Here is an 18,676-nt window from a genome sequence, read left to right as displayed (position 1 = left end):
CTAATTAGGCAAAAGATAAAGTCAAGAATTTGATTGATAAATTTGCATAGGCTAATTTTGAGAAAATAGAAAGACGCGACCACCTGCAACAAATCCGCGCGCATTTCGTAGATTGTAATTGAATAAATAACGCAATGAATAATACATATCTTCCTTCTGATTACCTGCCGATCCTCGTTCAATTCATACTTGCGGCCGGATTTATCGGTGGCACAATGATCGTTACCCACTTAATCGGACCTAGCCGCAAAAGCAAGTTGAAAGATGATCCGTTTGAATGTGGAATTGAATCTGTCGGTGATGCGAGGACTCCCATTTCTGTAAAATATTTTCTTGTTGCCATTCTATTCGTCCTTTTTGACGTCGAGGTGATATTTATGTATCCTTGGGCAGTTAATTTCAAGGGGTTAGGAATGTTTGGGTTTGTAGAAATGTTATTATTCATGGCGCTGCTGCTTTCCGGATTTTACTACGTGATCCGCAAAGGAGTTCTAAACTGGGAAGAGTAATCAACAAACTTGAAAAGACAGAAAAATTATGAAAGAAGTAACGATAGTGGAGGCTCCGCAAGGACACAGCGGATCTGGTTTTTTTGCAACTTCATTTGATGAAGCCATCGGTTTGGCCCGGAGTTATTCGCTTTGGCCACTTCCTTTCGCCACCTCTTGCTGTGGAATTGAATTCATGGCAACAATGGGCTCACATTACGATATATCTCGTTTTGGATCTGAAAGGCCTAGTTTTTCGCCCCGCCAGGCAGATTTGCTGATGGTGATGGGCACTATCGCCAAGAAAATGGCGCCCGTTGTAAAGCAGGTTTATTTACAAATGTCTGAGCCTCGTTGGGTAATGGCCGTTGGCGCATGTGCAACAAGCGGCGGGATTTTTGACACTTACAGCGTTTTGCAGGGAATTGACCGGATCATTCCCGTTGACGTTTATGTGCCTGGCTGTCCTCCCCGCCCTGAGCAAATCATTGATGGCCTTATGCACATTCAGCATTTGGCACAAAATGAAAAGCTTCGTCGCAGAAACACAGACGAATATTCTGAATTATTAGCATCATATAATATTCAATAATCCCCTATGCTAAGTAACCAGGAGGTAGCCGAAGCGCTTTTGGAAAAATTTGGTGATCAAGTATTTGACTTTGACGAGCCTTACGGACTGCTGACGCTTTCGACCTCTCGTGAGGAAATTATACCGATTTTAGATTTTTTGCACAATCATAAAAACTATCAATTCATCTTTTTAACGGATATAACAGGCATTCATTATCCTGATAATCCTGGGAAAGAGTTTATGGTTGTTTATCACATGCACAGTTTCGTGCACAATTTCCGTGTCAGGATTAAAGTGAGCTTGGCCGAGGCCGATATACACATTCCCACCGCGACGGGCTTGTTTGCATGCGCAAACTGGATGGAGCGTGAAACTTACGATTTTTTTGGAATCATGTTTGACGGCCATCCTAACTTGAAACGAATCCTCAACATTGATGAAATGGATTATTTCCCGATGCGCAGAGAATTCCCAATGGAAGATGCGACGCGGGAGGACAAAACCGACGCCCTTTTTGGCCGATGACCCTATACTGAGTGAAATATGGCAGATATTGAATTGTTACCACATAACGTTCCCGCCAATGCCGATTTACCGGAGCTGGTCGAGGAACTTACAACGCTTAACCTAGGTCCTACACACCCTGCCACACACGGAATTTTCCAAAACATCCTCAAAATGGATGGCGAAAAGATCATTTCGGGCGAGCAGACCATTGGATATATTCACCGTGCTTTTGAAAAAATCGCTGAAAGAAGGCCTTTTTATCAAATCACAACCCTTACCGACCGCATGAACTATTGCTCCTCCCCGATCAACAATCTGGGATGGCATATGACGGTTGAAAAGCTGCTTAGCGTTGAGGTTCCAAAACGAGCGCAATACATTCGCGTGATCATGATGGAGCTTGCACGCATTACAGATCACTTGATTTGTAACAGCATTTTGGGTGTGGATACGGGTGCATTTACAGGCTTTTTGTATGTAATGCAAAAGCGTGAAGAGGTTTATGAAATTTACGAAGAAGTTTGTGGAGCGCGCCTGACGACCAATATGGGACGTGTGGGCGGCATGGAAAGAGATCTTTCTTCAACTGCAGTCCGTAAGATCAAAGAGTTTATAAAATCTTTTCCCCCGGTTTTGCGCGAGTTGGAAAAGTTGCTGAACCGGAACAGGATCTTTATGGATCGGACAATTAATGTCGGCCCGATCTCTCTGGAAAGAGCATTGTCATACGGATTTACAGGCCCGAACTTGCGTGCAGCTGGTCTTGATTATGACGTAAGGGTGATGAATCCTTATTCGTCCTACGAGGATTTTGAGTTTGACATCCCGGTTGGTCAAAACGGCGATACTTACGACCGCTACATGGTCCGCAATGAGGAAATGTGGCAGAGTTTGAAAATCGTTGAGCAGGCAATCAATAATCTTCCCGAAGGTCCCTACTACGCTGATGCTCCTGAATATTATTTACCTCCAAAAAAAGAGGTTTACAGAAGCATGGAAGCACTTATTTACCATTTCAAGATTGTAATGGGTGAAATAGATGCGCCAATCGGCGAGGTTTATAATGCCGTTGAAGGCGGGAATGGTGAACTAGGATTTTACCTGATCAGTGACGGAGGGCGGACACCATATAGGCTGCATTTCCGGAGGCCAAGCTTTATTTATTATCAGGCTTATCCGGAAATGTGCAAAGGAAGCACCCTATCCGATGCCATCCTGACAATGAGTAGCTTAAACGTAATTGCAGGTGAGCTGGACGCCTAAAAAAATATTCAAGAAATGACTGAATCGCCAAATCTGGTTGCATTTACACCGGAAAGACAGGAAAAAGTAAAAGAAATCATAGCGCGTTATCCAGAGGGCCGTCAAAAATCGGCTCTGCTGCCAGTTTTACACGTTGCGCAAGAACAATGGGGCTGGTTGAGCAGCGAAGTAATGGATCACGTGGCAGCTCTTTTGAGCATTGAACCCGTTGAGGTTTATGAAGTTGCGACTTTTTACACCATGTATCACCTAGATCCTGTCGGTAAGCATGTGATAGAATATTGCCGCACTGGCCCTTGCTGCTTAATGGGCGGGGAGGACGTATATGGGTATTTGAAACAAAAATTGGGAATTGAGGCCGGACAAACTACAACAGACGGACTTTTTACATTGAAAGAAGTGGAATGTCTTGCGGCTTGCGGCTGGGGGCCGGTTTTCCAGATTCGTGAGAAATATCATATGAACCTTACGAATCAAAAGGTTGATGAAATTATTGAAGAGTTGAGTAAATAGCGTAAGCTGAAATAGATCCTCAAATGGCTAGAAAAATCTTAACGGAGCATATCAATACACCGGGAATCGAAACTTTTGAAGTTTATCGTCAAAAGGGAGGATACACCGCCGTTGAAAAAGCAATCAAAACCATGACTCCGGAAGAAGTTGTGGAAGAAGCGAAGAAATCAGGAGTGCGTGGAAGAGGTGGAGCAGGATTTCCAATGGGCATGAAATGGGGCTTTTTGGCAAAACCAGAAGGCGTTCCCCGTTATCTTGTTTGTAATGCGGACGAATCAGAGCCAGGAACATTCAAGGATCACCACTTGATGAAATGCATTCCGCATTTACTCATCGAAGGAATGATCATTTCCAGTTTTGCATTGGGTGCGAACAAGTCATTCATATATGTTCGTGGCGAGTTGATGTATGTGATCCGTATATTGGAAAAAGCCATTGAAGAAGCAAAAGCACAAGGTTTTCTTGGTAAAAACATTCTGGGCAGCGGTTACGACTTGGAACTGATCGTTCAGCCGGGTGGTGGCGCATACATTTGCGGCGAAGAAACTGCTCTTTTGGAATCATTGGAAGGCAAAAGAGGCAATCCAAGAAACAAGCCGCCATTTCCCGCAGTTAAGGGTTTATACCAAAGCCCGACTGTTGTTAACAATGTGGAATCGATCTCCAACATGCCTTGGATCATTAATAATGGCGGAGATGCATATGCGACAATTGGCATAGGACGCAGCACTGGAACGAAGCTGATTTCTGCTTCGGGGCACATTAACAAACCTGGTGTTTATGAAATCGAGCTCGGCGTAAGCGTTGAGGAATTTCTTAACTCGGACGAATATTGCGGCGGCGTTAGAACTGGCCATCATTTGAAAGCATTGGTTGCCGGAGGTTCATCTGTGCCCATTTTGCCGGCAAATTTGATTACGAAAACGGCCAATGGTGAAGATCGCTTAATGAGCTATGAATCATTGTCAGACGGAGGATTTGCAACCGGAACAATGTTAGGCTCAGGCGGATTTATTGTTTTTGATGAAACTGCCTGCATCGTTCGCAACACATGGAATTTCTCTCGTTTTTATCACCACGAGTCGTGTGGACAGTGCAGTCCGTGCCGCGAAGGAACAGGCTGGATGGAGAAAGTGCTTCATCGCATTGAACACGGTCATGGAAGCATGCATGACATTGATTTGCTGGTTGATATTTCCAAAAAAATAGAAGGTAACACCATTTGTCCGTTGGGAGATGCTGCCGCCTGGCCTGTTGCCAGCGCAATCCGGCATTTCCGTGATGAGTTCGTGTGGCACATTACACATCCGCACGAAGCATCGCAGCCCGGCGCCGTATATCAGGGTGAAATGGCCTTAGCATAATGGGAGTGAACAAATTGCTGATTTGGCTCAAAGACAAGTCTTTTTTAATTGCCTTGATTTTTGGCCTGATCAGTTCATTAGTCCTTCTTATTGTCAAATTTCAAGCGTCCATTAGTTATCACCCGGATATTTCGGGAAGCGAAGGCAGTGTAATAGTGCCCATTCAGCTTCTGGTATCGGGAAATCCGATTTATCTAGACCCCGAGAGTGCGCCATTCAGGCTTTCGCAATATGCGCCGCTTTACTCCACTATAATTGCTACGTTTTGCAAAATTGTGGGCTGGTCGGCCATTGAAGTGCACAAAATTTACCTTGCTAGCCGGCTTTGGTCAAACATTTTCACACTGGCCACCGCATGCTTCATCGGTGCGTTTCTCTATCGCGTGACGAAGAAACCGATAACCGCGGCTCTTGCTGGATTATTTGTTTTTCATGTTTTAAGTTTCTGGCTATTGACCACTTCAAGGCCGGATAGTCTCCTCATCCTGTTGACATCTCTATTTGTTTTTTCTGCCTACAATGCATTAAAGGATGACGGGAAACAATTGTGGTGGTTCGTAGCGATTTTCATTGCGGTGTCTGCATTTTTTGTCAAACAAAGCGGTGCGATTTTGTCCATCTCTGCGGGCGCATTCTGGATTTTGAACAAGCAATGGAAAACGCTTTTGACGCTTACATTCTTTGGCATCGCTGTGTTCGGATTCTATTTGCTGATCCTGCCTGTGAACACCATTGAACTTTTTTTTACCAACATCGTTGGAGGCGTGGCCAATTCTGCGAGCTGGGACTGGTTTTATGATTGGACCTTGCAGCATTGGCTTTTGCAATTTGCACCTTTGATCCTGGTTAATGTTATTGTCAGCGCTTATATTATTTATTACAGGACGTCCCCGTTTTATCTTTTTTTGACGTTATGCTGTTTCCTGTTTTTTCTGTTCGCGACATCAACCGCATTCAAAATTGGAGCAGGCGTTGGTTACTATCAGGATTATCTGCTTCTGGCGGTTGTGCAGATCTCACTTTTTGTGACTGATTCTGCCAATGCGCGGCGTTTTGATAATGTTTTTTTAAAGGCTGCTGTTCCGCTATATCTGGTCATTGCCTTTTTACATTGTTCGCTTTTTGTATTCATGAAATACAGGCCGGTGATTAATTCAAACTTTGAGGCGCAATATATCGAAGAACGCAAGGTGTCGGAATATTTATACGGTGAGAAAAATTTGAAACCGAATGAGTGGGTTTATATTTGCGGCGGCAATAATCTGGAAGGTTATTTTTTAAATCAATTTCTGGTTCACAATGCATTAATTCCTTTTTCAGACCTTGTTTATCTGGCGAATTTGAACGGGACCTTTCGCTTTGATAAATTTAAAAGCATGGTTAGGAGAAAGGAGATTAAATATGTAATTTCATTAAAAGGGAGCGTGCCTGTTAACATCCTCAATGTTGATTTTGCAAACACTTTAAAATACAGCTCAACAGTTGGCTCGTTTGATATTTACGAAGCTGACAAATAGCATAATGATATAATTTTTGGCATGGAAGAGACCAAACCTCAGTTAATAAAAATTACATTCGACGGCATTGAAGTCGAGGTGGAACCAGGAACAACCATTATGCAGGCTGCACGCAAAATCGCAGAAGCGGACGAAAGTCAGGCTGCGCTTGTGCCTCCGGCCATGTGTTATTACAAACCGCTGCCTACTTCGGGCGGAAAATGCAGGGCTTGCCTGGTGCGCGTGGCGCAAGGGTCGGCCAAAGATCCGCGTCCGATGCCAAAGCTCGTTCCATCTTGCATAACACAAGTTCAGGAAGGAATGGTTGTTGAAAACACAACAAATCCAGCTGTTTTGGACACGCGCAAGAGCATTGTCGAGTTTCTCCTGATCAATCACCCGCTCGATTGCCCAATCTGCGATCAGGCCGGTGAATGTCATTTGCAGGATTTCGCATTTGAGCACGGATCTGTTAAAACACGTTACGAAGAAGACAGACGGACTTTTGATAAAATCGACATTGGTCCTTTTGTGCAATTGCACATGACGCGCTGCATTCTTTGTTATCGCTGCGTTTACACTGCCGATCAAATCACAAATAAGAGATTACATGGCGTAATGAACCGCGGCGATGCTTCGGAAATAAGCACTTACATTGAGAAAGCGATTGATAATGACTTCTCAGGAAATGTGATCGATGTTTGCCCTGTGGGAGCGCTAACGGATAAAACATATCGTTTTAAAAACCGAGTTTGGTTCACCAAACCCGAAGATGCGCACCGGGATTGCGATAAATGTTGCGGCAAAACCACGCTTTGGTATCGCGGCGATGAGGTGATCCGCGTTACAGCACGCAAAAACACCTGGGGAGAAGTGAATGATTTCATTTGCAACACTTGCCGTTTTGAAAAAAAGAAAACCAGTGACTGGGTGCTTGAAGGTCCTACCAAAGTGAAACGCAGCTCTGTGATTTCGGCCAATAAATACCGCGCTGATCTGGTTAAAAAACCTGATTTCGCTTTGAAACTGGCTGAAACGCAATATAAACGAATTGACGATACACGTCCATTTATTACCGACGAGGAAACAATTCGTCACCAGAGCATCGAAAACAATGACAAAGCAAATCACCGCTCATTGCTAGCAAAAAATAATTAATTAATCGGCTGAAATCGGCCAAAGCTGTAATCTCGATTATCAAATGGATTTAACGGAGTTTCTCATTAAGACCGCAACGATTTTCGTTGTTTTCGTGCTAACCCTCGTCATTGCGATGTATTCAACCTGGGGTGAACGCAAAGTTGCGGGCTTCATTCAAGACAGGATGGGGCCTAACAGAGCGGGACCGGGCGGTTTATTGCAACCACTCGCAGATGCTGGAAAAATGTTTTTTAAAGAAGATTTCATTCCTGCTTTGGCAAACAAATGGCTTTTCATCGCCGGGCCAAGCTTGGCAATGCTTACAGCACTTTTGGCGAGCGCAGTTATCCCTTTTGGAAGCACTTTCCGCATCAATGGTCACGAAGTTGCGTTGCAGGGTGTCGAATCTAACATTGGAATTCTGTATGTTTTTGGTGTCGTTGCCTTGGGTGTTTACGGAATTATGGTTGGAGGCTGGGCTTCCAATAACAAATTTTCGCTTCTAGGCGCGATTCGTGCAGCTTCTCAGAACATTAGTTACGAAGTCGCAATGGGACTTTCGCTGATTGCGATTTTAATGATGAGCAGCTCGCTTTCGTTGGGTGAAATCGTGGCGCAGCAACATGGCGGAAACTGGAATATTTTTTACCAGCCATTGGGCTTCATCATCTTTATCACATGCTCATTTGCTGAATGTAACCGCGTTCCCTTCGACCTTCCCGAGTGCGAAACGGAGCTCGTAGGCGGTTATCACACCGAGTATGGAAGTATGAAACTGGGCTTCTATCTGTTCGCAGAATACATTAACATGTTCATTTCCTCGGCCATTATTTCTGTCCTGTATTTTGGCGGATACAATTATCCTGGAATGGATTGGGTTTATACACAATTAACACAGGCTTTCGGAACGGAAACAGGACACAATGCTGCTACATTGATTGGAACAGCCGTATTTTTCGGCAAAGCATTGTTCTTTATCTTCTTTTATATGTGGGTGCGCTGGACAATTCCAAGGTTCCGTTATGACCAGTTAATGAACCTGGGCTGGAAGAAACTAATCCCACTTGCTATTTTTAATATCATAATCACAGGTGCAGCCGTGCTTTTCTTGAAGCCGATGATCACCGCGTGGTTAAATTAATAAACACATTGCCATGCAACTGACAAATCGCTCAAAGCAAGTAAGCAATAAAGAAATGACGTTCATGGAACGCGCCTACTTGCCTGCAATTGCAACAGGATTAGCGATCACCATCAAACACTTTTTTGCCAAAAAAGTAACCATTGAATATCCGGAAGTTAAGCGATATTTAGGCCCGGTTTTCCGGGGAAGGCACATTTTGAAAAGGGATGAGGATGGCCGCGAGCGCTGCACGGCATGCGGATTATGCGCTGTTGCTTGTCCGGCAGAAGCCATTCAAATCGTCGCGGCTGAGCGCGAAAAAGGAGAAGAAAAATTGTATCGCGAAGAAAAATATGCGGCTGTATATGAAGTGAATATGCTGCGCTGCATCTTTTGCGGACTTTGTGAAGAATCTTGTCCAAAGCAAGCCGTTTATCTGCGTCACGACGAATTCGTTCCTGTGTTTGCAGAGCGTGATCAGGTGATTTGGGGAAAAGATCGTTTGGTTGAAGATATGAACAACAGATATACGCGCGAGGCCTGGACGAAAGAAGAGGCGCGTGCATTGGATCTCAAAAGAGCCAATGGCGAAGCGACCAATGTTGTTCCAAGAGCCATTCCCTGAACGTAATCGAGCATATCAGCTAATTATACTATGAATTCTGCCGTTTCATTTTTTTACTTCCTTTCATTTCTGACCGTTTTAAGCGCGGTAATGGTTGTCGTTTCCCGTAACCCGATCCACAGCGTTCTTTATCTGATCCTGACATTCTTTACGCTTTCGGGTCATTATATTCTTTTGAATGCACAGTTTCTTGCGGCGGTTAACATTATCGTTTACGCCGGCGCAATCATGGTGCTCTTTTTGTTTGTGATTATGTTCCTGAACATGAAACAGGACAATGAGGAATCGAAAACTAATCTAACCAAAGTTGCGGCCACGATTGTTGGTGGAACTTTGTTTGTGATCCTATTCGGTGCTTACCGCAAAAGTGTCATTCCTGAACTGGATCCACAACAATTCGATTCACAAATCGGGATGATCGAGAATCTGGGGCACTTACTTTTCCGCGATTATCTGCTTCCCTTCGAGCTTGTTTCCATTCTGCTTTTGGTTGCCATGGTTGGAGCTGTGATGTTGGGTAAAAGAGAAATTGGAGAAAGACATTTTTAAGAATTTCAAATACATTTAAGACATAAAAAAGGGAAATACTCAATCGAGCATTTCCCTTTTTCTTTTCATTCCTCGGGCTGAAGCCCGAGGCAAAAATATCTGTTGCCGCTCTGCGGCTTACTAGCAAAATGCCAGCCGGGTCACCGGCGACCGATATCTTCATCCGGGATTTTAATCCCGGAACAAAGCTAGGAACAAAGCTAGCAAGGTCATCGCTTCTCTTAACTAGCTTCAACTTCTGTGTAAGCTTCAACCGGAATGCATGAGCAGATCAGGTTTCTATCTCCATATGCGCTGTCGACACGGCTAACGCTCGGCCAGAACTTGTTAAAACGCAAGTGAGGCAATGGGAAGGCAGCTTTTTCACGGCTGTATGAACGGTTCCAATTATCACTCAACAAGATTCTCGAAGTGTGAGGCGCATTCTTCAATACGTTATCAATGCGATCAGCAGTGCCATCCTGAATTTCGCGAATTTCGTTTCTAATGGCGATCATTGTGTCACAAAAACGGTCCAGCTCAGCTTTGGATTCTGATTCCGTTGGCTCTATCATCAAAGTGCCCGCAACCGGGAAAGACAATGTTGGCGCGTGGAATCCATAGTCCATCAATCGTTTTGCAAGATCCTCGGCTTCCACGCCCACTGATTTAAATGAGCGGCAATCAAGGATCATTTCATGCGCACAACGGCCATTGGTTCCTGTGTAAAGCACATCATAATGCCCGCTTAGGCGCTCTTTGATGTAATTGGCATTCAGAATTGCATATTTGGTTGCATTGGTAAGTCCTTGCTCGCCCATCATCGCAATGTACGCGTATGAGATTGTCAGGATGCTTGCGCTTCCATAAGGTGCGGCAGAAACTGCTCCGGCTTCACCAGCTGGCAAATGCTCAGGCTGCGTACTGAAATTCACGTGGCTCGGCAGGAATGGCATTAGATGCTCCGCAACGCCGATTGGCCCCACTCCTGGTCCGCCGCCGCCATGCGGAATGCAGAATGTTTTGTGCAAATTCAGGTGGCAAACATCTGCGCCGATCGTTGCAGGACTCGTAAGTCCAACTTGCGCATTCATGTTCGCACCATCCATATAAACTTGTCCGCCAAATGAATGGATCATTGAACAAATTTCAATGATGCTTTCCTCATACACGCCGTGCGTTGATGGATAAGTGACCATTAAGCAGGATAACTCATCTTTATATTGCTCTGCTTTGGCCTGCAAATCAGCAACGTCAATGTTTCCTCTTTCGTCACATTTGGTAACAACCACTTTCATGCCCGCCATCACAGCAGAAGCTGGGTTGGTTCCGTGTGCAGAAGATGGAATCAGTGCAACATTGCGGTGCGCTTCACCACGGCTTTCGTGATAAGCACGAATGGCCATCAGACCGGCATATTCGCCTTGCGCGCCCGAATTAGGCTGAAACGACATGGCTGCAAAACCAGTAATTTCGCATAACCAAATGTTCAGTTCACTCACCAGCTGCGCATAACCTCCTACTTGATTTGTTGGTGCAAAAGGGTGAATAGCGCCAAATTCCGGCCATGTCAAAGGAATCATTTCCGCTGTTGCATTCAACTTCATGGTGCAGCTGCCTAAGGAAATCATTGAATGAACGAGCGACAAATCTTTATTTTCAAGCGATTTCAAATAACGGAGCATTTCGTGCTCTGTGTGATGTGTATTGAAAATCGGATGGGTCAAATATTCAGATGTTCTGGCAAGATTTGCTGGCAATTCAGTTTCCATTTCTTCATCAATCACCATTTCACCTTGAAAACCGGAGACTTCCGCGAACACATTCAAGAGTGAAATAACATCGTCAAACGTTTTTGCCTCATCAAATGAAACAGAAACACTTTCCTCACCATTGTATTTTAGGTTGATTCCCCACTTTACAGCAGTTTCTCTCAACTTCCTGGTCAATGGCGTTTTAATGGTTACGGTGTCAAAAAACTGCTCTGTAACCACTTCATAATGGAATTGCTTGATCGTGTCTACAAAAAGACGAGTTAATCCATGAACACGCGCGGCAATGGTTTTCAAACCTTCCGGCCCGTGGTAAACACAATATGCTCCTGCAATCACAGCTAAAAGCACTTGCGCTGTACAAATGTTCGAAGTCGCTTTTTCACGGCGAATGTGCTGTTCCCGCGTCTGCAAGGCCATCCGCAAGGCGCGATTCCCTTCTGAATCTACGGAAACGCCAATGATCCTTCCTGGAATGTGTCTTTTAAAAGACTCTTTCGTTGCAAAATATGCTGCGTGAGGCCCGCCATAACCCATTGGAACGCCAAAACGCTGCGAAGAACCTACTACTACATCAGCGCCCATTTCACCAGGCGATTTTAGCAATGTAAGTGCCAACAAATCGGCAGCAACGGCGACCGAAATGCCTTGCTCATGCGCAGATGCAATAAAATCTGTGTAATCAATCACCTCACCATTCGACGCCGGATATTGAACCAGCACTCCGTAAAGGTTTTCATTTGTCAAATCCACCGTGGCATGATTACCAACAATGACATCAATGCCGATTGGCTTGGCCCTTGTGTGGATCAGATCGATTGTTTGCGGATGACAAAGTTCTGAAACAAAGAATGTGTCAGCCTTTTTTCTGGAAGCAGCACGCTGACTGTGCAGCATTGTAACCGCTTCCGCCGCTGCCGTTGCTTCATCAAGCAATGACGCATTGGCAATTTCCATCCCCGTCAAATCAGTGATCACGGTTTGAAAATTAAGCAGCATTTCAAGCCTGCCTTGTGCAATTTCAGCTTGGTAAGGCGTGTAAGCCGTATACCAGGCCGGATTTTCCAGTATATTCCGAAGAATTACATTTGGCGTGATCGTATCGTAATAGCCAGTTCCAATGTATGATTTCAGAATGGCGTTTTTGCTCGCAATTTTTTTAATTCCCTGCAAAAACTCCTGCTCCGACTTTGGTCTTGGCAAGTTGAGTGGCTTCTGCAATCTGATTGCTGGCGGAAGTGTCTGATCGATCAATTCATCCAGCGACGCAGCTCCTATTGTCCTCAACATTTCCTGCAATTCCTGCGCGTCTTTACCGTGGTGACGGTTTTCAAATTTATCCTGATTCCGAAGATTAATTTTCATTCAACTTGGGCTGACAACGTCAATATTAAGTGGTTTTTAAAATACAAAAGTAAGCAAATCCAGCCAAATCTCTCAGAGAATGATGGGTCTGCTTACTCTTGAATATGTGCAAATGTTAGCAAATAGAATGTCAGTGATTGGGACAGCCGCAATCCGTTTTCCGCTTGAATATTCCGAGGAACTTCTTGGATTTTGGCTTCTTATAACCTTTAAACTTTTTCTTTTTAGCAAAAAGCTCGGTCTTCGCATTGGCTGGTTTGGCGCTAACTGTGTTTACACCGGAAATGCCGCAGATCAATGCCATTACCAGAAATAAGGAAGCAAATTTTGTCATCATCTTAATTTTTTGGATTCAAAGACCTTTCATACTCAACGCATTTGGCCGGCTTATCCGTATAACCGATCTTATCGAATTACAAGTTCCCTGTCTCAGCCTTTGACCAGTTCTATAATGGTGATTTCTGGCAAAATTCCCACACGCCCTGGATATCCAAGATAACCAAAACCCCTGTTAACATACAAATGCTGGTCGTTTTCTTTGTACAACCCTGCCCATTGCTTGTATCTGTATTGGACCGGGCTCCATTTTATTTTTCCAATCTCCACCCCGAATTGCATCCCATGCGTGTGTCCCGCCAAGGCGAGATCAATGTCTTTAAAATTGGGTAAAACCTGTGCTTCCCAATGGCTTGGATCATGCGAAAGCAATATTTTGACAGGAAACTGGTCCGTGTGCTGGTAAGCCTTTTCCATGTTGCCATATTTAGCAAAATTGCCTGCCCCCCAGTTTTGAATGCCGATCAAACCAATTTCTTCGCCATCCACGCGGATTGCACGGTTTTCATCCAGCATTAAGTTCCAGCCTAATTGCTTATGCGCACGTTTCAAATCCGCCAGGTTATTGATCTTGGCATCAACGCTCGGCCATTGAAAATAATCACCATAATCATGATTTCCCAACACCGAATGCACGCCAAGCGGCGCTTTTACTTTGTCAAAAATATTGATGTAGTCCTTCACCTCCATTGCGCGATCATTGACCAGATCGCCTGTAAAAAAAGCAATGTCCGGCTTTTCTTTCATCAACATTTCAATGCCGCCTTTCACAGCAGTTTTGTTAAAAAAGCTCCCTGAATGAATGTCCGAAAGTTGCGCAATTTTAATTCCGTCGAATGCTTTGGGAAGGTTTTTAAGCGGAATGCGCACGCGTCTGATGCGATAATCGTGCGCACCAGAAATAATTCCGTATGCAAATGTGCCCATCAAGCCAGCTCCGGCAACCATTGCGGTGGTTGCAATAAACTGTGAACGTGGAATCGTTGATTCGCCTGTTTCGGGTGAAACCTGCGCGGCTGACGGGACGAAAAAACTGATTATCCATTGCAGAAAACGACGAATATCATCCAAAAACAACAGGAACACGGCCAGCACTTTGGACAAATAAGGAATAGCAATAAAAGCAATGATGAATGTGCGCGTTGTGCTTTTTACAGAATCGGGCGGCAGCAATTGCATGATAATGTAAGCGCCCAGCGTCAGAATGGTAAGTCCCCAGTAAACGCCGCCGATCCAGCGCTGTGTTCCTGGCATTAAATTCCGGATTGCAAATCGCAACCCCTGCCAAACATACCAATCAATTGCAACGAGTATAAATGTGAGAAATATAAAAAAGAAGGTCCTATTCATTTCAAATTATAATGATTCATATTGCTCGTTAACATTCGCCAGGATTTTCTCGTTCGGTCACATTTTGTAATTTTGATGCCGTTTAAATAATATAAGTTATGCCGAATTTTGATTTCAAACGTTTTCACATTCGCTCGATGAACGCAGGTTCGGACGAGGAAAGGGCGCTGATCAACCAGGAGCTGAAAGATTTGTATGCTTCGCTGGGTGAGGAAGATAAGAAGATTTTCAATGAAGAATTGCAGCATTTTCTTACCAAAGAAGTGAGCCGCATCAAGTCGGACTACGAATCCATCAACGGGCTCGATCGTCCTAACTAGACCATTTAGCGACTAATTAAGCCTCGGATCGATTGGATAATGTGCAATGGAACGATATTCGCCGCCCATGTTGCGCAATATTTCTCGCCAGAAATTTTCAGGAGGTGTGGTGAAAAGGAAATCTGAATTTGTGCTTGTAACAATCCATGAATCCTGCTTTAATTCTTCGTCGAGCTGCCCGCCGCTCCAACCGGAATAGCCGATAAAAAAACGAATGTCGTCCGGATGGAAAGTGCTTAGATTAAGAAGCATTTTAACGCTTTCGAAGTCGCCTCCCCAGAAAACATTTTTCATAATTTCGGTCCCACCTGCGATAAGATCCGGCCGTCTGTGGATGAAATGCAATGTATTTTTTTCAACAGGCCCGCCCAAATGCAGTGTAATGTCCTGGTAAATCGTTTCTTCCAGCACGTCGCCCAAAAACAATTCCGTTGTCTGGTTCAGCACGAAGCCGAAACTTCCCTGCTCATTGTGTTCGCACACCAGGATTACGCCACGTTCAAAATTGGGATCTCCCAAAAATGGTTTGGCAATTAAGAGGCTTCCTTTTGTAATATTCATGGCTAACGGCATAGTGGGCATGACTGAAAAATCAAAAACGAAATATATTTAATTTTTGGTAAGAAATTCGACGTATTAATTAAAAGCAAGCATTCCTTTTAACTATTTTCGGCCAAAGCAAAAATCGTGCTCGGGTTTTACTCAAAACACAATAACAGGAATATGGCACTTATCAAATCTGTTCGCGGACTTACACCGGCTTTTGGCAAAGATTGCTGGTTTGCGGAAAACGCAACCATCGTCGGGGATGTGATCATGGGCGGCCATTGCACGGTGTGGTTCAATGCGGTGATTCGCGGGGATGTGAACAGCATTCGCATTGGTGACTTTTCCAATGTGCAGGACGGCGCGGTGATCCATTGCAGTTATCAGCGATTTGCAACCACCATTGGCAGTTACGTTTCTGTGGCGCACAATGCCATCGTGCATGGCTGCACCATTGAAGACCATGTTTTGATTGGCATGGGAGCCATCGTTATGGACGGAGCAGTGATTGGACAAGGTTCGATTGTGGCAGCGGGCGCCATTGTCACGCAGGGAACAAAAGTGCCGCCAGGAACCATTTACGCAGGAAATCCGGCAAAATATTTAAAAGATGTGTCGCCTGAGCTGAATGTTATCATCGACCGGACTGCCAATAATTACATCACTTACTCGGGCTGGTTTAAGGAAGACGAATAGTTTAGCTTATTTCCTTTCGCGCACTCAAATATCCCTTAATGACGGTGAATGTCGTGATTGCAAGGAAGAAAAGGATAATGTACTGCACGTAATCGACGATCCAGGGAAAGCGCGCGCCAAACAGAAAGCCGCCACCCGTAAGCACGCCGATCCAAACTGCTCCGCCAACCACATTATTGATCATGAATGCGGGAAAAGTCATTTTTACCAATCCTGCAAGAATGGGGGCAAATGTGCGGACAACAGGCAGGAAGCGGCTAATAATCAATGTTCTGCTTCCATATTTTTCAAAATATTTCCGCGTAGTTTCAATGTGTTTTTTCTTGAAAAAGAAAGAATCCGGCCTGTTTTCAAACATTCCACCAAAATATTTTCCAAAAATATAACCGACCAGTGAGCCTAAAACCGCCGCTGTAAACATGCAAATCAGCAATATGCCAATCGGCACATTCAAAATCCCTGTTCCGCAAAAGACGCCAGCGAGGAAAACCAGATAATCGCCGGGAAGGAAAAAGGCAAAGAATAGTCCGTTTTCGGCAAAAATGATAAATGTGATAACCAGCAAGCCTCCGGTACGAATCAATTCTTCGGAATTAAGAATGTATTGGAAAAATTCGGTTACTGAATTCATAATTTTGTTTTAAACGGACCACTAAGCAAGGCAAAATTTATAAGTAAGCCAAATGTTCAGGCGTTTTCGGACAGTTCGAGCCACCGCATTTCTTTATCGGCCTGGCCATCTGTTATTTCCTCAATTCGCTTAGACCATTGTGCCAATTCTGCATGTGATCCTCCAACATTCAACTTCGCAACTAACGACTCTTTTTCCTGTTCCAATTTCGCGATATCAGCCTCCAACGTTTCCATTTCCTTTTGCTCTTTGAAGCTCAGCTTGCGCTTTGGCGCCGTCACCATGGGAGTTACAGCCGCGGGAGTTGCTGTCTCCTTAACAGGCTGAATAACGTGGGTTGTATTGCTTTTCCCTGCATTAGCATTGCTTCCAGAAGTCTTTTTCTCCGCTTCCTGCTCATCCTGATAATCACGCAACTCAGTGTAATTTCCTGGGAAATCGCTGATTTTACCCTCGCCTTCAAACACAAAAATATGCTGTACAAGTCTGTCAAGGAAATATCTATCGTGGGAAACGATCACCAGACAGCCCGGGAAGTTTAAGAGAAATTCCTCTAAAACATTCAAACTTGCAATGTCCAGATCATTGGTTGGCTCATCGAGAATGAGGAAGTTAGGCTGTTTGATCAATATCAAAAGCAATTGCAATCTCCGCTTTTCGCCTCCGCTAAGCTTTGAAATAAAATCATATTGTTTAGAAGGTGAGAAAAGGAATGCTTGGAGTAAATGTCCAACCGTAACCGTTTCACCTGTGCCCAGTTGCACCACTTCTGCAACGTCTTTTACAATGTCGATAACGCGCTGGTTTTCGTTAAAAACGAGGTCAGTTTGTTTGTAATAACCAAACTGCACCGTTTCTCCCTTCACGATTTGGCCTTTGTCCGGCATCAGCTCGCCCGTAATCATGTTCAGCAGCGTGGATTTCCCCATCCCGTTTTGCCCTACAATGCCGATGCGGTCGCCTTTTCTGAATGTATATTCGAAGTTTTTGATCAATTGTCTTTCACCAAAACCTTTGCTTACATTTTCGAGCTCAATAATCTTGCTTCCAAGTCGCGAAGTCCGCACATTCAGTTCCATTTGCGTATCAAACTTCTTCTGACTGGCCTTTTCTTTCAATTCCTCAAATGCATCGACGCGATATTTGGCTTTTGTTCCGCGTGCTTTGGGCTGACGGCGAATCCAGTCGAGCTCTTTGCGCATGAGGTTTCGTGCCTTATCGATGCCGGCTGCTTCCATTTCTTCTCTCTCGGCCTTTTTTTCCAAAAAGTAAGTGTAATTGCCTTTATATGGATATGCCGAACCATGATCCAGTTCCAGCATTTGATTACAAACCGTGTCCAGGAAATATCTATCGTGGGTTACGACCAAAAGCGTGGTGTTCGATGTGTTCAAATAGTTTTCCAACCATTCCACCGTATCCAAATCCAAATGGTTGGTTGGCTCATCGAGAATCAGCAGATCGGGATCTTCCAATAAAACCTTCGCCATCGCAACCCGCTTCCGCTGACCTCCCGACAATGTTCCGAAAAGATTCTCTGTGTTGTGAATGCCCAGGCGGCCAAGAATTTCCTTTGTCCTGTATTCAAAATCCCAGGCATTAAACTTGTCCATATCCTCCATCACTTCCGAAAGCTCGTCGTGATTATCCGTTTCAATGGCGTGCTCGTAACGCTTAACAACCTGTGCAATCGGATTATTGGAAGAAAAAATCACGTCCAGAACAGTAAGTTTTTCATCGAAAGCCGGACTTTGATCCAGATATCCGACGCGAATGTCTTTACGAATGCTTACTTCACCTTCGTCTGCCGGGATTTTCCCTGTCAGAATATTAAGAAAAGTCGTTTTACCGGTTCCGTTGGTACCGATTAGCGCAACTTTATCTCCCCTGCTGATGCCAAAACTGATGTTTTTAAAAAGCCACTGATCGCCGAATGACTTTGCTATATTTTCTGCTGAAAGGTAATTCATGTTCTTAAGTAAAATTCAATTAGTACAAAGGTAGGACAGATCGCAGACATCAAAGAAAAAATTCGTTTT

19 protein-coding genes are annotated in these 18,676 nt (G+C 44.4%); 13 read left to right on the top strand and 6 right to left on the bottom strand.

Features of this window, described 5'->3' with window-relative positions:
* Positions 1-134: 134 nt before the first annotated feature.
* Genes LZG73_RS18340 through LZG73_RS18290 form a run of 11 tightly spaced genes read left to right on the top strand, consistent with a single transcriptional unit; the run spans position 135 to position 9,642 of the window.
* On the top strand, positions 135-509 hold the full coding sequence (locus tag LZG73_RS18340; protein WP_233853302.1) for an NADH-quinone oxidoreductase subunit A: 375 nt from the start codon (positions 135-137) through the stop codon (positions 507-509).
* Positions 510-537: 28 nt separating this feature from the next.
* Positions 538-1,080, top strand: a complete 543-nt coding sequence (locus LZG73_RS18335; protein ID WP_233853301.1) for an NADH-quinone oxidoreductase subunit B — start codon at positions 538-540, stop codon at positions 1,078-1,080.
* Between the two features lie 6 nt (positions 1,081-1,086).
* Positions 1,087-1,587: an NADH-quinone oxidoreductase subunit C gene (locus LZG73_RS18330; RefSeq protein ID WP_233853300.1), complete on the top strand. Its 501-nt coding sequence runs from the start codon at positions 1,087-1,089 to the stop codon at positions 1,585-1,587.
* 18 nt (positions 1,588-1,605) lie between these two features.
* Positions 1,606-2,832 (top strand): NADH dehydrogenase (quinone) subunit D, encoded by a 1,227-nt coding sequence (gene nuoD / locus LZG73_RS18325; RefSeq protein ID WP_233853299.1) that lies wholly within the window; start codon positions 1,606-1,608, stop codon positions 2,830-2,832.
* Between the two features lie 15 nt (positions 2,833-2,847).
* Complete coding sequence (gene nuoE / locus LZG73_RS18320; protein ID WP_233853298.1) at positions 2,848-3,345, top strand: NADH-quinone oxidoreductase subunit NuoE; 498 nt, start codon at positions 2,848-2,850, stop codon at positions 3,343-3,345.
* Positions 3,346-3,368: 23 nt separating this feature from the next.
* Positions 3,369-4,709 carry an NADH-quinone oxidoreductase subunit NuoF gene (gene nuoF / locus LZG73_RS18315; protein WP_233853296.1) on the top strand — a complete coding sequence of 447 codons (1,341 nt, stop codon included), beginning with the start codon at positions 3,369-3,371 and terminating at the stop codon, positions 4,707-4,709.
* Positions 4,709-6,226, top strand: a complete 1,518-nt coding sequence (locus LZG73_RS18310; protein WP_233853295.1) for a glycosyltransferase family 39 protein — start codon at positions 4,709-4,711, stop codon at positions 6,224-6,226. The genes nuoF and LZG73_RS18310 overlap by 1 nt, the downstream gene beginning before the upstream one ends.
* A 21-nt stretch (positions 6,227-6,247) precedes the next feature.
* Entirely contained in the window at positions 6,248-7,363 is a 1,116-nt protein-coding gene (locus tag LZG73_RS18305; protein ID WP_233853294.1) for a 2Fe-2S iron-sulfur cluster-binding protein, read from the top strand.
* A gap of 43 nt (positions 7,364-7,406) precedes the next feature.
* Complete coding sequence (gene nuoH / locus LZG73_RS18300) at positions 7,407-8,486, top strand: NADH-quinone oxidoreductase subunit NuoH (protein ID WP_233853293.1); 1,080 nt, start codon at positions 7,407-7,409, stop codon at positions 8,484-8,486.
* Between the two features lie 13 nt (positions 8,487-8,499).
* Positions 8,500-9,093, top strand: a complete 594-nt coding sequence (locus LZG73_RS18295; RefSeq protein WP_233853292.1) for an NADH-quinone oxidoreductase subunit I — start codon at positions 8,500-8,502, stop codon at positions 9,091-9,093.
* Between the two features lie 30 nt (positions 9,094-9,123).
* Positions 9,124-9,642: an NADH-quinone oxidoreductase subunit J gene (locus LZG73_RS18290; RefSeq protein WP_233853291.1), complete on the top strand. Its 519-nt coding sequence runs from the start codon at positions 9,124-9,126 to the stop codon at positions 9,640-9,642.
* A gap of 221 nt (positions 9,643-9,863) precedes the next feature.
* Here LZG73_RS18290 and gcvP read toward each other — a convergent pair whose 3' ends face one another.
* From gcvP to LZG73_RS18275, 3 genes are all read right to left on the bottom strand, one after another.
* On the bottom strand, positions 9,864-12,758 hold the full coding sequence (gene gcvP, locus LZG73_RS18285; protein ID WP_233853290.1) for an aminomethyl-transferring glycine dehydrogenase: 2,895 nt from the start codon (positions 12,756-12,758) through the stop codon (positions 9,864-9,866).
* A 130-nt stretch (positions 12,759-12,888) separates the two neighbouring features.
* Positions 12,889-13,095 carry a hypothetical protein gene (locus LZG73_RS18280; RefSeq protein ID WP_233853288.1) on the bottom strand — a complete coding sequence of 69 codons (207 nt, stop codon included), beginning with the start codon at positions 13,093-13,095 and terminating at the stop codon, positions 12,889-12,891.
* A gap of 92 nt (positions 13,096-13,187) precedes the next feature.
* On the bottom strand, positions 13,188-14,444 hold the full coding sequence (locus LZG73_RS18275; RefSeq protein ID WP_233853287.1) for a metallophosphoesterase: 1,257 nt from the start codon (positions 14,442-14,444) through the stop codon (positions 13,188-13,190).
* Between the two features lie 98 nt (positions 14,445-14,542).
* Here LZG73_RS18275 and LZG73_RS18270 point away from each other — a divergent pair, with 98 nt between their 5' ends.
* A complete protein-coding gene (locus tag LZG73_RS18270; RefSeq protein WP_233853285.1) occupies positions 14,543-14,764 on the top strand; it encodes a hypothetical protein in 222 nt (73 codons plus the stop codon).
* A gap of 12 nt (positions 14,765-14,776) precedes the next feature.
* Here LZG73_RS18270 and LZG73_RS18265 read toward each other — a convergent pair whose 3' ends face one another.
* Positions 14,777-15,325 (bottom strand): YqgE/AlgH family protein, encoded by a 549-nt coding sequence (locus LZG73_RS18265; protein ID WP_409014345.1) that lies wholly within the window; start codon positions 15,323-15,325, stop codon positions 14,777-14,779.
* A gap of 162 nt (positions 15,326-15,487) precedes the next feature.
* Between LZG73_RS18265 and LZG73_RS18260 the strand changes: the two genes are divergently transcribed.
* Positions 15,488-16,006, top strand: a complete 519-nt coding sequence (locus tag LZG73_RS18260; RefSeq protein WP_233853282.1) for a gamma carbonic anhydrase family protein — start codon at positions 15,488-15,490, stop codon at positions 16,004-16,006.
* Between the two features lies 1 nt (position 16,007).
* Here LZG73_RS18260 and LZG73_RS18255 read toward each other — a convergent pair whose 3' ends face one another.
* Together LZG73_RS18255 and LZG73_RS18250 are read right to left on the bottom strand one after the other, a co-directional pair.
* Positions 16,008-16,637 carry a DedA family protein gene (locus LZG73_RS18255; RefSeq protein ID WP_233853281.1) on the bottom strand — a complete coding sequence of 210 codons (630 nt, stop codon included), beginning with the start codon at positions 16,635-16,637 and terminating at the stop codon, positions 16,008-16,010.
* Between the two features lie 56 nt (positions 16,638-16,693).
* Complete coding sequence (locus LZG73_RS18250) at positions 16,694-18,607, bottom strand: ABC-F family ATP-binding cassette domain-containing protein (protein ID WP_233853280.1); 1,914 nt, start codon at positions 18,605-18,607, stop codon at positions 16,694-16,696.
* Positions 18,608-18,676: the final 69 nt, after the last annotated feature.

Origin of the sequence: Dyadobacter sp. CY326 (assembly GCF_021390515.1) — a bacterium.
Taxonomy (GTDB): domain Bacteria; phylum Bacteroidota; class Bacteroidia; order Cytophagales; family Spirosomataceae; genus Dyadobacter.
Note: the sequence above shows the minus strand (reverse complement) of the source record. Positions and strands in the feature narration are given on the sequence as shown.